Source organism: Streptomyces sp. So13.3 (assembly GCF_005860785.2).
Classification (GTDB): Bacteria; Actinomycetota; Actinomycetes; order Streptomycetales; family Streptomycetaceae; genus Actinacidiphila; species Actinacidiphila fildesensis.
The window spans coordinates 3,566,661-3,580,467 of sequence record NZ_CP048835.1; the positions used below are offsets into that span (position 1 = coordinate 3,566,661).

The window sequence follows — 13,807 nt, forward strand, 5'->3', positions numbered from 1 at the left end:
GCCGCCCGGGGGCCGGGGCCGGCCCTGGCACCGGCCCGGGACGGCGTCCTGCCATCGGCGGGCCGTCACACCTTGGTCTTGTAGCCCCGGCCCCACTGCAGGCCCCAGCCGTACAGCCGGTCTATCTCGGCCTGGAACCCGTAGACGTACTTCACCTCGCGCCGCACCATCAGCTCACCCTTGCGGTTCTCGATCAGCACCACCGCACAGGACCGCGCCTGCGGCTCGCGCTCGCTCAGCGGGATCTCGATCCGCGGACCCGAGCTGGGGAAGAGCGTGACCATGGCGTGGGTGCGGTCGAAGGCGGGTGTGCCGTCGTAGATGTAGACGAACACCAGCAGCCGGACGAACTCGTCCCGCTTGTCGAAGTTGATGTAGATCGTCTCGCCCGAGGTGCCGCCGAACCGGTCGTCGCCGCTGAGCTTGACGTACGGCGGCTCGTTCAGGTCGCCCAGGAAGTTGCCGAGCGGCTGGACGACGCCCTTCGTCCCGTCGGCGAGCTCGTACATGCACGCCAGGTCCAGGTCGACATTGACCATCGCCGGCCCCGCCGCCTGCACGATCTCCGGCTTGAACAGGTTCATCCGGCGGCTGAACAGCCCGCCGCCGCCCTGTTTGTTCCACCCGCCGGTGTCCGAAGTGCGCATTTCCCAGGAAAGGTTGATCCGCAGGTTGCCGACGGCCGCGCCCTGTTTGCTCAGCGACACCATGGGGTGCCGCTTCGTGAGCTCCACGGTGTGCGCGTTGGCGACGTCGAACTGCGTCGCGCCACTGGGCCGCAGGAACTTCCACCAGGCCATGACTACCCCTCCCCTGAACGGACACCGCCCCCCGCCGGATCGGCGGGGGGCGGGACTTCTCGCTCCGGGGTTCAGACTGTCAGAGCTGTCAGACCCCGGATGAGACTTCCGCCGTATCGTTCGACCCCTCTGAGTTTTCCCCGATCCGCCGGTTTCGCACCACCGAGGACCAGTAGGAAGCAGCGATCAACACGACGCCGACGAGGCCGGTGATGACCTCGTTGATCTCGTACTTGATCGTGACGAGGAGGATGACCGCCAGCGCGCCGATCGCGTAGTGCGCGCCGTGCTCCAGGTACACGTAGTCGTCCAGGGTGCCCTTGCGGACCAGGTACACGGTCAGCGACCGGATGTACATGGCGCCGATACCGAGGCCGAGCGCCATCTCGAAGATGTCGTTGGTGATGGCGAACGCGCCGATGACACCGTCGAACGAGAACGACGCGTCGATGACTTCGAGGTACAGGAACATGAAGAACGCGGCCTTGCCGGCCAGCCCGACGACGGCCGCGGTGCTGCCCTTCTTGGCACCCGCCTCGGCCTCCTCGTCCGCGTCGTCCTCCGCCTCCTCCAGCTGGTCCTCGAAGTAGCCGGAGATCCCGCCGACGACCAGATACGTGATGAGCCCGGCGATCCCGGACAGCAGCACCGTCGCGGCCTTGTCGATCGTCCCGTCCCCGCCGTGCACCGGAACACTGGTGGCGACCGTGGTCGCGGCGACGAGCAGCACGACCATGGCGATCACGACGGAGAGCATGTCCAGCTTGCCGAGCTTGCCCAGCGGCTTCTCCAGCCAGCCGAGCCACCGGATGTCCCGCTCCTCGAAAATGAAGTCGAGGAAGATCATGAGCAGGAACATCCCGCCGAACGCCGCGATCGACGGGTGCGCGCCGGTGACCAGCGCCTCGTAGCGGTCGGGGTCGTTGATCGCGACGTCGACCGCCTCGACCGGGCTGAGCTTGGCGGTGATGGAGACGATGACGACCGGGAACACCAGCCGCATACCGAAGACGGCGATCAGGATGCCGACGGTGAGGAACATCTTCTGCCAGAAGGCGTTCATCTTCCGGAGGATCCCGGCGTTGATCACCGCGTTGTCGAATGACAGGGAGATCTCCAGGACCGAGAGGATCGCGACCACCGCGAGCCCCTCCCACCCCCAGAGGTACCCAGCCAAGGCCAGGCCGGCGGCAGTGATGCCGAACGACCAGCCAAATGTCTTGAGGAGCACGGGCTACCCAGTCCTTCTCTACGAGAGATCCCCCGCGCAGGGCGCGGCTTTACGAAACGTTGACCCCGAAGTCTAGGGCGATGCCTCGCAGTCCTGACGCGTACCCCTGGCCTACTGCACGGAATTTCCACTCGCCGTTGTAGCGGTACAGCTCGCCGAAGATCATTGCGGTCTCGCTGGACGCGTCCTCGGAGAGGTCGTAGCGGGCCAACTCGGCCTGGTCGAACTGGTTGACGACGCGGATGTAGGCGTTGCTGACCTGGCCGAAGGTCTGGCCGCGGCTGTCGGCCTCGTGGATGGAAACGGGGAAGACGACCTTGTCGACGCGCTCGGGAACCTTGGTGAGGTCGACGAGGATCTCCTCGTCGTCCCCTTCGCCCTCGCCGGTGAGGTTGTCACCGGTGTGCTCGACGGATCCCTCGGGGCTCTTGAGGTTGTTGTAGAAGACGAAGTGTTCGTCGCTGAGTACCCGGCCGTTGGCGCACAGCAGGGCGCTGGCGTCGAGGTCGAACGGCGCTCCTGTGGTGGAGCGCGCGTCCCAACCGAGGCCGATCATCACCTGGGTGAGATTCGGTGCGGCCTTGCTGAGGGAGACATTGCCCCCCTTGGCGAGCGTGACGCCCATGGTTTTCGCTTCCTCCCCGTGCGTGCTGAGGTCGGTACGTGCACGGCGCCGCACGCCCTGCCGGGTGTGCGGCGCCGCGAGGGGTTCAGACGTTGACGCCGAAGTCCTGCGCGATGCCGCGCAGTCCGGAGGCGTAGCCCTGGCCGATGGCGCGGAACTTCCACTCCGCGCCGTTGCGGTAGAGCTCACCGAAGACCATGGCGGTCTCGGTGGAGGCGTCCTCGGTGAGGTCGTAGCGCGCCAGTTCGTTGTTGTCGGCCTGGTTCACGACGCGGATGTACGCGTTGCGGACCTGGCCGAAGCTCTGCTGACGGCTCTCGGCCTCGTAGATCGAGACCGGGAAGACGATCTTGGCGACATCGGCCGGGACTCCGGCCAGGTTCACCTTGATGACCTCGTCGTCGCCGTCGCCCGAGCCGGTGAGGTTGTCACCGAGGTGCTCGACCGAGCCGTCCGGGCTCTTGAGGTTGTTGAAGAAGACAAAGTGCGCGTCGGAGATGACCTTGCCCTCGGGGCTGGCCAGCAGTGCGCTGGCGTCCAGGTCGAAATCGGCGCCGGTGGTGGTCCTGGCGTCCCATCCCAGAGCGACGATGACCGCCGTGAGATTCGGGGCCTCCTTCGTCAGTGAGACGTTGCCACCCTTGCTGAGGCTGACTCCCACGAGTCCTCCATACGGTCATGGGGTATCAGGCAGTACCCTCGCCCCCGTCGTGCGGTACACAGATCAACGCGTTGAGCTTAGTGAGCGGTTCCCGTCGGCTACAGGTCTTCGAGAGCCTTTGCGTAGTCATTGAGGTCCCGGGCGTCCGGAAGGCCGTTGACGACGGTCCAGCGGACGAGGCCGTCCTTGTCGATGACGAAGGTGCCGCGGACCGCGCAGCCCTTTTCCTCGTCGAAGACGCCGTAGGCGCGCGAGGCGTCCCCGTGCGGCCAGAAGTCGGAGAGCAGCGGGTATCCCAGGCCCTCCTGCTCGGCGAAGACGCGCAGCGAGAACGGGGCGTCGCAGGAGACGGCGAGGAGCTGGACGTCGTCGTTCTGGAACGTCGGCAGTTCGTCGCGCAGGGCGCAGAGCTCACCGGTGCAGACGCCGGTGAAGGCGTACGGGTAGAAGAGCAGCACGACGTTCTTCTCGCCGCGGAAGTCGGAGAGCCGCACGGTCTGGCCGTGCTGGTTCTTCAGCTCGAAGTCCGGGGCCTTGCTGCCGACCTCGATCGCCATGCGGGCACATCCTCGTCTCGGTACCGGAAAGGTCACGGACAGTCTGTCACTGCCGTCCGGAGCCGAACGCACCGCGCCCCCGGCGACCGAGGTCGACGGGGGCGCGGAGCAGGGTCCGGTAGAGCTACCGCTTTGCGGCCCGGGCCGTCTTCGGAGTGACCAGGCGGCTGCCCGACCAGTCCTTGGCGGCGTTGACTGTGCTGGTTTGGGCCAGACCTGCGGTCTGGGCTGCTTCGCCGATCTCGCTTGGCTCGACGTGGCCCTCACGGCCGGTCTTCGGGGTCATCAGCCAGATCGGGGCGCCGTCGTCGATCGTCGACGTGGCGTCGACCAAGGTGTCGGTGAGGTCGCCGTCGTCCTCCCTGAACCACAGCAGGACGGCGTCGGGCACGTCGTCGTAGTCCTCATCGGCGAGCTCTTCGCCCGTGAGCTCCTCGATACCTTCTCGGAGCTCCTGGTCGCAGTCGTCGTCGTACCCGAGTTCCTGGACCACCTGTCCGGGTTCGAATCCAAGCCGGCTAGCCGGGTTGGTCCGGTCCTCCGCGTGGTCCGCGGTCGCGCTCACGCTTTGCCTCCTGTCATGGGGGGAAACTCCCCGCGCCTGTGCGGGGTTATTGGCGGTAGTCCACACGGACGCGGCGGATCGCGCAAGTACCCGGCCGCCGAGACCGCCTAAACGGTGACGTGTCACCGCAACCCGCACGTCCAATCGTGACGCAGATCACGCCGGTTTGCCGGGGTTGTGCACGAATGAAGTCTGGGGTCGGTCGTACGTCCGAGTGGGCGTAGAGTTCTGATTTGGCCTCTCGTAGGCCTGCTTCGCTGCGCACCTCTCCGTCTCACGGAGTGGCAGTTACCGCTCAGTAGAGATGACGTTTCTGGCGACGCGGTACACGATGGAGGCGGCGCGACCCAGCAGAGCAAGACCTAGTAGCGAAGGAACAGCGTGGCTTCCGGATCCGATCGCAACCCGATCATCATTGGCGGCCTTCCCAGCCAGGTCCCGGACTTTGATCCCGAGGAAACGGCGGAATGGCTCGACTCGCTCGACGCGGCTATCGACGAACGCGGCCGTGAGCGTGCCCGCTACCTCATGCTCCGCCTCATCGAGCGCGCCCGCGAGAAGCGTGTCGCGGTGCCCGAGATGCGCAGCACGGACTACATCAACACCATCGCGACCAAGGACGAGCCGTTCTTCCCCGGCAACGAGGAGATCGAGCGGAAGGTCCTGAACGCGACCCGCTGGAATGCGGCGGTCATGGTGTCGCGCGCACAGCGCCCGGGTATCGGCGTCGGCGGCCACATCGCCACCTTCGCCTCCTCCGCCTCCCTCTACGACGTGGGCTTCAACCACTTCTTCCGGGGCAAGGACGAGGGCGACGGCGGCGACCAGATCTTCTTCCAGGGCCACGCCTCCCCGGGTATCTACGCCCGCGCCTTCCTTCTGGACCGGCTCTCCGAGCAGCAGCTCGACGCGTTCCGCCAGGAGAAGTCGAAGGCCCCGTACGGCCTGTCCAGCTACCCGCACCCCCGGCTCATGCCGGACTTCTGGGAGTTCCCGACCGTCTCGATGGGCCTCGGCCCGCTCGGCGCGATCTACCAGGCGCGGATGAACCGCTACATGGAGGCGCGCGGCATCGCCGACACCTCCAAGTCGCACGTATGGGCGTACCTCGGCGACGGGGAGATGGACGAGCCGGAGTCGCTCGGCCAGCTGTCGATCGCCGCCCGTGAGGGTCTGGACAACCTGACCTTCGTCGTGAACTGCAACCTGCAGCGCCTCGACGGGCCGGTGCGCGGCAACGGCAAGATCATCCAGGAGCTGGAGTCGCAGTTCCGCGGCGCCGGCTGGAACGTCATCAAGCTGGTCTGGGACCGCAGCTGGGACCCGCTGCTCGCCCAGGACCGCGACGGCATCCTGGTCAACAAGATGAACACCACGCCGGACGGACAGTTCCAGACGTACGCCACCGAGACCGGCGGCTACATCCGTGAGCACTTCTTCGGTGACGACCAGCGGCTGCGCAAGATGGTCGAAGGCATGACCGACGAGCAGATCCTGCACCTCGGCCGTGGTGGTCACGACCACAAGAAGGTCTACGCGGCGTACGCGGCGGCCAAGGCCCACAAGGGCCAGCCGACGGTGATCCTCGCCCAGACCATCAAGGGCTGGACGCTCGGTCCGAACTTCGAGGGCCGCAACGCGACCCACCAGATGAAGAAGCTCACGACCGAGGACCTCAAGCGCTTCCGCGACCGGTTGCACATCCCGATCACGGACAAGCAGCTCGACGAGGGCTACCCGCCGTACTACCACCCGGGTCGCGACTCCGAAGAGATCCAGTACATGCACGACCACCGCAAGGCGTGCGGTGGCTATGTGCCGACCCGTGTGGTGCGCGCGAAGCCGCTGCCGCTGCCGGACGAGAAGGCGTACGCGCCGGCCAAGAAGGGCTCCGGTCAGCAGTCGATCGCCACCACCATGGCGTTCGTCCGCATCCTCAAGGAGCTCATGCGGGACAAGGAGATCGGCAAGCGTTTCGTGCTGATCGCCCCGGACGAGTACCGCACCTTCGGTATGGACGCGTTCTTCCCGTCGGCGAAGATCTACAACCCGCTGGGCCAGCAGTACGAGGCGGTCGACCGCGATCTGCTTCTCGCGTACAAGGAGTCGCCGACCGGCCAGATGCTGCACGACGGCATCTCCGAGGCGGGCTGTACGGCCTCGCTGATCGCGGCGGGCTCGGCCTACGCCACGCACGGCGAGCCGCTGATCCCGGTCTACGTCTTCTACTCGATGTTCGGGTTCCAGCGCACCGGTGACCAGTTCTGGCAGATGGCGGACCAGCTGGCGCGTGGTTTCGTGCTCGGCGCGACCGCGGGCCGGACCACCCTTACGGGTGAAGGCCTGCAGCACGCGGACGGCCATTCGCAGCTGCTCGCCTCGACCAACCCGGCCGTCGTCGCGTACGACCCGGCGTTCGGCTTCGAGATCGCGCACATCGTGCAGGACGGTCTGAAGAGGATGTACGGCGAGAACGCCGAGGACGTCTTCTACTACCTGACCGTCTACAACGAGCCGATCCAGCACCCGGCCGAGCCGGCCGATGTGGACGCCGAAGGCATCCTCAAGGGCCTGTACCGGTACGCGGAGGGCACCGAGGGCACCGTTCCGGCGCAGATCCTGGCGTCGGGTGTGGCGGTTCCGTGGGCCGTCGAGGCGCAGCGGATCCTCGCGGCGGACTGGGGCGTCAAGGCGGACGTCTGGTCGGCCACCTCGTGGAACGAGCTGCGTCGTGACGCCATCGCGGTGGAGGAGCACAATCTGCTCCACCCCGAGGAGGAGCAGCGCGTCCCGTACATCACGAGCAAGCTCGCCGGTGTGCAGGGCCCGTTCGTGGCGGTCTCGGACTGGATGCGCGCGGTGCCGGACCAGATCTCGCGCTGGGTGCCGGGCACGTACCAGTCGCTGGGTGCCGACGGGTTCGGTTTCGCCGACACCCGTGGCGCGGCCCGTCGCTTCTTCCACATCGACGCCCAGTCGATCGTCCTGGCGGTGCTCACCGAGCTCGCCCGTGACGGCAAGGTCGACCGTTCGGTGCTCAAGCAGGCCGTGGACCGCTACCAGCTGCTCGACGTCTCGGCGGCCGACCCCGGCGCCGCGGGCGGCGACGCCTGAGATAGCCCCGAGGCGGTACGTCTCACGTTTCGAACGCCGGGCCCGCACCACTTTCCGTGGTGCGGGCCCGGCGTTTTCGTTCGGCTTCCGGACCGGCTACTGCGCCAGCCAGAGGACGGCGACGACGGTGTCGAAGGCGCCGAGGACGACGGCGACGACCGCGGGGATCGACTTCGCGCCACGCCAGCTGCGGCCCATGGCGAGCCAGCCGAAGATGATCGCGAGGGGTCCGAGGACGATCCCCAGGACGAAGAAGCCGACGACGGCGCAGACGGCGCCGACGACGGCGATCGTTCCGATGTCGGACCGGCTGCGGGAACGCATACGGGTACGGGTGCGGGTTCGGGTGGCCATCGTCCCTCCGTAAGGTTTCGGGGCTCGCCGTTCGTGTTCCCCGCCCCCGGCCGCCCATGCGGTGTCAGTTCTCCCAGACCTTGAACGCCCGGACGGTGTAACGGGATTCGGGCACCCAGGTACCCGTCGGATAGGTGTCGAACTCGGCCTCGGTGGCGCACTCCGCGCTCTGGTAGGTGGTGACCGGCCGGCCGATCCGGTTGACGAAGGAGCGGGCGGGGGTGCCCGCGGGGAGCGGCACGCAGTTGTCGATGCCGGTGTCGGCGAGTTCATGGGCCTGCCGGGCGCTGCTGTAGCCGGCCTTGCCCCACAGGCACAGCTGGCCCGGATCGCAGGCCCCGGAGGACGCGGCGGAGGCCGGGGCGAGGGCGGTGACGGGCAGCAGCGCGGCGGCCAGGGCGGCGGCGGTGAGGATCGTGTTCATGCGGCTCAGGCTGGTGCGGCCGGCGCGGCGCCCACAAGAGCGGCCGGACACGTTCCCCCTGATAGGGGGATTGCGCACGGCCCGCCCCACCGGTAACGGCCGCCCCAGTCGCTTGGCCCGTACAGTCACTTTCGAAACGTGACTTGAGTCACCCTTGGCTCAGGCATGGCCCTGCGTCTTCTACGCTGGCGGAGATACCGCAAACCTCCGAGGGGCCACCACACCCCCCGCGCACCTTCTGCCGACGGACCGGGCCGGCGTGCGCGTCCGGGACGATTTCGCGAGGCAATACTGAGTGACCCCATTCGATGAGCGCTTCAATGCAACGTCCATCCGGGCCCTGCTGGCCCTGGCCGTCATCTTCGTCATGCTCGCGACCACCGGCTGGACCGCCATCCGGCCGCACAAGGGCGCCGAGGATCCGCGGGCGGCGGCACTGGTGTCGTGGCTGCACGGCTCGGTGGCCGGGCACAAGCTGCCCAGCGCCTCGGCCGGTGCCGACTCGATAGCGCACTTCTTCGCGACGCTGACCGCGGGCCAGACCCGGCAGCTCGCCAACCGCTACCCGCTCGTCGTCGGCAACCTGGACGGCGCGCCGGTGAGCGTGCGCTATCTCGCCAACCGGGTGGCGCTCGCCCAGACGCGCGTCACGGAGATCGCCCGCTCGCACAGCTCGCTGCTCACACCGGCAGGCCGCAAGGACGCGGACAAGCGCGCCCACCGCTACGCCTCGCTGCTGAGCGACGGCCGGCAGATCCTCGCCTTCGACCCGACCGGAGCCGGCCGGGCCGCCGAGGTCTTCGGTGATCTCGGTACCGCCGACCGGGTGGCCGTGGTCGTGCCGGGTGTGGACACCGACATCAGCACGTTCGAACGCACCGCGAAGTCGTACGCGGCCCCGGTCGGCATGGCGCGCGCCCTGTACTCGGCCGAACGCGCCCAGGACCCGTCCGCGCACACCGCGGTGATCGCCTGGGCGAACTACACGACGCCGTCGGGTGTCGGTCTCGACGCCTCCACCGGCGAGCTGGCGGAGAACGGCGCGGTCCGGCTGAACTCGCTGGTCGAGGCGCTGCCGTCCACCGCGCGCATCTCGCTGTTCTGCCACTCGTACGGCTCGGTGCTCTGCGGTGTGGCCGCTCCTGGCCTGCCGTCGGAGAAGATCTCCGACATCACCGTCTTCGGCAGCCCCGGGATGCGGGTGAGCCGCGCCGCGCAGCTGCACACTTCCGCCAATGTGTGGGCCGCCCGCGATCCGAGCGACTGGATCGGCGAGGTGCCGCACCTGGAGATCGCCGGCCTCGGGCATGGCGCCGACCCGGTCTCGGCGTCCTTCGGGGCCCGTGTGGTCGGTACCGAGGGCGCACTGGGGCACCCCGGCTACTTCGCTCCCGACACCGAGAGCCTGGCGAACTTCACCGACATCGCCCTCGGCCAGTACGGCGCGGTGCAGTGTGCGCCGAACCGCGAGGACTGCGCGTCGGGCCTCGGCCAGGGCTGAGCCGGAGTCGCAGGGGTGGTTCCGGGCCTGGCGCCCGGAACCACCCCACGCGCGTTTTTGCGGCCGGTTCGGCAGTTGATCCCACATTCGGCCCTACGATGAGCCACATGGGTGACGTTTTGGCCGGATCCAACGCCGTGTGGGAGTTCGACACGGATGCCGTGGTCATCCGGTACGAGCGCGGGGTGCGCAATTCGAAGCTGCTCCAGACGCTCGGCGAGCGCCGGATCCCGTACGCCGCGCTGACCGGCGTCGAGCTCGTTCCCGGCAAGCGCGGCACGGTCGTGCTGCGCGCCCTGCCCCGGCCTGGCGCCGATCCCCTGATGGAAGCGGCGGGCGGGCAGCTGAAGGACTCCGCGGACCCCTACCGGCTGGTGCTGCCGGCCGACCGCGAGACCCTCGCCGAGTACTACACGGACGAGCTACGGGTCGCGGTCTCCGACAACGACACCGGCGAACCGGCCGACCGCTTCCTGGTCGCCGCGCCCACCGGGCCGCAGTCGTTCAAGGCGTACGACGCCAGGGCCGCCTTCGACGGCCGCGCGGTGTCCTTCCGCTGGTTCTGGACGGGCGCCTCGACCGCCAAGTGGAAGGCCGGCGACCAGCACTTCCCGGTCGCCGGCCTGAGCGGGGTCGACTGGCGCTCCCCCGAGCTGCTGCACGGCTATCTGCGGCTGCGGCCGAACGACGACACCGAACACCCCGGCGACCCCGACCAGAACCCGGCCGCGGTGGTCTTCGGGCTCGGCTACGGGCAGGTCCATGAATCGCTGCCGTTCGCCGCGTCCGTGCTGGCCGCCGTGCAGACGGCTACTCGCGCGCGGCGGAAGTAGAGCTCATGTCCGGGTAGCGGTCGCCCGCGACGTGCTCGGCGATCGGTTCCAGCCACTCCAGCTCGATCCGGTCGAGAGTGATCCGGGTCGCCCCGGTGTTCTCCAGCACGCGGCTGACCTTGCGGGTGCCCGGGATCGGCACCACCGTCAGCTGGTGCACCTGGGCCCGCTGCTGCACCCAGGCGAGCGCGATCTGGCCGAGCGTCGCCCCGTGCGCCTTGGCGGCCTTGCGGACCGGGTCCAGCAGATCCGCGTTCCGCTTGGCGTTCTCACCGGTGAACCGGGGCTGGTGCTGCCGGTAGTCGCCACCGCTCAGATCCGTCGTGGCGTCCAGGAACGAGCCGGTCAGGAAGCCCCGGCCCAGCGGTGAGTACGGCACGAAGGCCACGCCCAGCTCGGCGGCGGCCGGTACCGCGCTGCGTTCCACATCCCGGCTGAACAGCGACCACTCGGACTGCAGCGCGGCGATCGGGTGCACGGCGTGCGCCTCGCGCAGCTCCGCGCCCGTCACCTCGGACAGACCCAGGTACCGGACCTTGCCCTCCGCGACCAGCTCGGCCATCGCGCCGACGGACTCCGCGAACGGGACGCCCGGGTCACGGCGGTGCATGTAGTAGAGGTCGATGACGTCCGTGCCCAGCCGGCGCAGGCTGCCCTCGACGGCCTGCCGGATGTACGCCCGGTCGTTGCGGACGCCGCGGTACGTCGCGTCGTCCGCCCTGCGCTCTATGGCGAACTTGGTCGCCAGCGTGATCCCGTCCCGGTGCGCCTTCACGAACGGGGCGAGGAACTCCTCGTTCGCCCCCGAGCCGTAGGCGTCGGCGGTGTCGAAGAGCGTGACGCCCGCCTCGAGGGCCGCTTCCAGCGTCGCCCGCGCCGCGTCCACGTCGGTCTCGCCGTAGAACTCGCTCATGCCCATGCAGCCCAGGCCCTGGACGCCGACCAGCGGTCCGTCCGTGCCCAGCCGTACGGTGTCGATCATTTCCGTGCCGGCTTCCGTGCCGTTCTCGGTGCTCGCGTTGTCGCTCATCAGGGTCAGACCCTCTCCGGCGCCCGCTGGGCGCCCCCATACATGTCGATCTTGTAGTCCAGTACCGCGAGGGTGTCCTGCAGCTCGGCGATCCGCCGGTGCACGTCCTCACGGTGCGCCACGAGCAGCTCCTGCCGCGCGGCGAAGGTCTGCTCGCCCTCGCGCACCATCTCCGCGTACCTGACCATGTCCGCGACCGGCATCCCGGTCAGCCGGAGCTTGCCGACGAAGGCCAGCCAATGCAGATCGCGGTTGGTGTAGCGGCGCTGCCCGGTGTGGGAGCGGTCGACGTGCGGCATCAGTCCGATCCGCTCGTACCAGCGCAGGGTGTGCGCGCTCAGCCCGGTCACCGTGACCACTTCGCTGATCGTGTACTGGTCCTGCCCGTCGGGCCGCAGAATCGAGGCCTGGTCGTCACAGCTGGCGATCCGGCCGGCCCTGGTCCTCGCCACCTTCGTCACAGCCACCTGCGTTACGGTCATGCCCCTACGCTACGGACTTGGAGTGCACTCGAAGCAAGCGCCTCAGGAGATCTTTTCCGGCCGCGTTACGCTCGCCCCATGGAGAGCTTGCGTGAGATCCGGAACTGGCCCGTCCCCACGGCGGCCGCGGCCGTCGTCCGCCGGGACGGCACGGTGGCCGGGACCCACGGCCCGGTCGGTGAGCCGTTCCGGCTCGCGTCCGTCACCAAGCCGCTGACGGCCTACGCGGCGCTGGTCGCCTGCGAGGAGGGTGTCTTCGAGCTCGACGACCCGGCGGGCCCCGAGGGCTCGACGGTGCGCCATCTGCTCTCCCACACCTCGGGGCTGGCCTTCGACCAGCACCGCGTCATGGCGCCGCCCGGTGACCGCCGGCTCTACTCCAACGCCGGGTTCGAGGTGCTCGCCGACCACATCGCCAAGGCCACCGGCATCCCGTTCCCCGAGTACCTGCGCCAAGCCGTCCTGGAGCCGCTGGGGATGACCGCCACCACGCTGCCCGGCTCGGCCGCCGCCGACGGTGTCTCCACCGTCGAGGACCTCGTCCGCTTCGCCGCCGAACTGCAGGCGCCGCGCATCCTGCACCCGTCGACCCTCGACGAGGCGACGTCCGTCGTCTTCCCCGGCCTCAAGGGCGTGCTGCCCGGCTACGGCCACCAGAACCCCAACGACTGGGGGCTCGGCTTCGAGATCCGGGACTCCAAGACCCCGCACTGGACCGGCTCCGCCTCCAGCCCGCGCACCTTCGGGCACTTCGGCCAGACCGGGACCTTCCTGTGGGTCGACCCGGACGCGGGCGCCGCGTGCGTCTGCCTCACCGACCGCGCCTGGGGCGAATGGGCGGTCCCGCTGTGGCCGGCGCTGACGGACGCGGTCCTCGCGGAGCTGCGGGCCTAGGGCGTGTCGCGAAAGTCCCGCCTGGCCCACGACGCCTGGCACGCGCCCTAGTCCGCCGGGTCGCGCGGCACCGGACGCATCTCCCAGACGAGGTACTCCACCGGGCCCGCCGCCGCCTGCACCAGAAGCCCCTCCTCATCGGTGATGCGCGCCGCGTCGCCCGCTTCGAGGGTCTCGTCGGCCAGCCGGACGCTGCCGCGCACCACGTGCACGTAGACGAAGGGCGCGGCCGGCAGTTCGCCCGGGCCGCGGCCGACGGACAGTGCCGCGTGCGGCTGCCGGAGCGGGACGAAGGGCGTGCCGTGTTCGACGCCGTAGCGCGGGCCGCCGCCGAACACCGCGGGCTCCAGCCACATCTGAAGGAACCTCAGCGGGCTCTCCCCGGCGTTGCGTTCGACGTGGCGGACGCCGTCGCCGGCGCTGAGCAGCTGTGCCTCGCCGGCCCGCACCACGGTCTCGTGGCCCGCGGAGTCCCGGTGCCCCAGCTCGCCCTCGATCACCCACGTCACGATCTCGACTCCCCCGTGCGGGTGCTCCGCGAAGCCGGCGCCGGGCGCCAGCCGCTCCTCGTTGCACGCCATCAGCGGCCCGAAGCGCAGGTTGCCGGGGTCGTAGTGGGAGCCGAACGAGAACGCGTGGAGGGTCTCGATCCCCGCGGCGGGATCACCCCCGGCGTACCGCTGCGCACCGCGCCGAACGTCGATCATTCCGCCACCGTACAAGCGACCGGCGCGCA

The 13,807-nt window shown here is 69.1% G+C and carries 15 protein-coding genes; 4 read left to right on the forward strand and 11 right to left on the reverse strand.

Going from position 1 to position 13,807, the window contains the following annotated elements; translation table 11 throughout:
* Positions 1-65 precede the first annotated feature (65 nt).
* The 6 genes from C8250_RS16140 to C8250_RS16165 all read right to left on the reverse strand — a co-directional run bounded on the left by C8250_RS16140 (position 66) and on the right by C8250_RS16165 (position 4,439).
* The gene (locus tag C8250_RS16140) at positions 66-800 is read right to left on the reverse strand and encodes a Tellurium resistance (RefSeq protein ID WP_138356777.1); all 735 of its coding nucleotides are present in this window, start codon (positions 798-800) and stop codon (positions 66-68) included.
* Positions 801-888: 88 nt separating this feature from the next.
* A complete protein-coding gene (locus tag C8250_RS16145; protein ID WP_138356776.1) occupies positions 889-2,031 on the reverse strand; it encodes a DUF475 domain-containing protein in 1,143 nt (380 codons plus the stop codon).
* Between the two features lie 49 nt (positions 2,032-2,080).
* Positions 2,081-2,656, reverse strand: a complete 576-nt coding sequence (locus C8250_RS16150; protein WP_138356775.1) for a TerD family protein — start codon at positions 2,654-2,656, stop codon at positions 2,081-2,083.
* 85 nt (positions 2,657-2,741) lie between these two features.
* Positions 2,742-3,317: a TerD family protein gene (locus C8250_RS16155; RefSeq protein WP_138356774.1), complete on the reverse strand. Its 576-nt coding sequence runs from the start codon at positions 3,315-3,317 to the stop codon at positions 2,742-2,744.
* A 98-nt stretch (positions 3,318-3,415) separates the two neighbouring features.
* A complete protein-coding gene (locus C8250_RS16160; protein WP_138356773.1) occupies positions 3,416-3,874 on the reverse strand; it encodes a peroxiredoxin in 459 nt (152 codons plus the stop codon).
* 124 nt (positions 3,875-3,998) lie between these two features.
* Complete coding sequence (locus C8250_RS16165; protein ID WP_138356772.1) at positions 3,999-4,439, reverse strand: DUF3052 domain-containing protein; 441 nt, start codon at positions 4,437-4,439, stop codon at positions 3,999-4,001.
* A 381-nt stretch (positions 4,440-4,820) separates the two neighbouring features.
* On the opposite strand from C8250_RS16165, the gene aceE reads away from it, so the two are divergent.
* Positions 4,821-7,553, forward strand: a complete 2,733-nt coding sequence (aceE, locus tag C8250_RS16170) for a pyruvate dehydrogenase (acetyl-transferring), homodimeric type (protein ID WP_138356771.1) — start codon at positions 4,821-4,823, stop codon at positions 7,551-7,553.
* A gap of 96 nt (positions 7,554-7,649) precedes the next feature.
* Here aceE and C8250_RS16175 read toward each other — a convergent pair whose 3' ends face one another.
* Both C8250_RS16175 and C8250_RS16180 read right to left on the reverse strand, forming a co-directional pair.
* Positions 7,650-7,907, reverse strand: coding sequence for a small hydrophobic protein (locus C8250_RS16175; RefSeq protein ID WP_138356770.1), 258 nt, complete (start codon positions 7,905-7,907; stop codon positions 7,650-7,652).
* Positions 7,908-7,971: 64 nt separating this feature from the next.
* Positions 7,972-8,331: a peptidase inhibitor family I36 protein gene (locus C8250_RS16180; RefSeq protein ID WP_138356769.1), complete on the reverse strand. Its 360-nt coding sequence runs from the start codon at positions 8,329-8,331 to the stop codon at positions 7,972-7,974.
* A gap of 295 nt (positions 8,332-8,626) precedes the next feature.
* Here C8250_RS16180 and C8250_RS16185 point away from each other — a divergent pair, with 295 nt between their 5' ends.
* Positions 8,627-9,832 carry an alpha/beta hydrolase gene (locus C8250_RS16185; protein ID WP_244809164.1) on the forward strand — a complete coding sequence of 402 codons (1,206 nt, stop codon included), beginning with the start codon at positions 8,627-8,629 and terminating at the stop codon, positions 9,830-9,832.
* 107 nt (positions 9,833-9,939) lie between these two features.
* Positions 9,940-10,665, forward strand: a complete 726-nt coding sequence (locus tag C8250_RS16190) for a DUF4429 domain-containing protein (RefSeq protein ID WP_138356768.1) — start codon at positions 9,940-9,942, stop codon at positions 10,663-10,665.
* Here the strand turns inward: C8250_RS16190 and C8250_RS16195 are convergent.
* On the reverse strand, positions 10,643-11,647 hold the full coding sequence (locus C8250_RS16195; protein ID WP_232486049.1) for an aldo/keto reductase: 1,005 nt from the start codon (positions 11,645-11,647) through the stop codon (positions 10,643-10,645). The genes C8250_RS16190 and C8250_RS16195 overlap by 23 nt on opposite strands.
* A 53-nt stretch (positions 11,648-11,700) precedes the next feature.
* Positions 11,701-12,177 carry a MerR family transcriptional regulator gene (locus tag C8250_RS16200; RefSeq protein ID WP_138356766.1) on the reverse strand — a complete coding sequence of 159 codons (477 nt, stop codon included), beginning with the start codon at positions 12,175-12,177 and terminating at the stop codon, positions 11,701-11,703.
* Positions 12,178-12,255: 78 nt separating this feature from the next.
* Here C8250_RS16200 and C8250_RS16205 point away from each other — a divergent pair, with 78 nt between their 5' ends.
* The gene (locus C8250_RS16205) at positions 12,256-13,071 is read left to right on the forward strand and encodes a serine hydrolase domain-containing protein (protein ID WP_138356765.1); all 816 of its coding nucleotides are present in this window, start codon (positions 12,256-12,258) and stop codon (positions 13,069-13,071) included.
* Between the two features lie 47 nt (positions 13,072-13,118).
* Here C8250_RS16205 and C8250_RS16210 read toward each other — a convergent pair whose 3' ends face one another.
* Positions 13,119-13,778 (reverse strand): pirin family protein, encoded by a 660-nt coding sequence (locus C8250_RS16210; RefSeq protein WP_138356764.1) that lies wholly within the window; start codon positions 13,776-13,778, stop codon positions 13,119-13,121.
* Between the last annotated feature and the right edge of the window lie 29 nt (positions 13,779-13,807).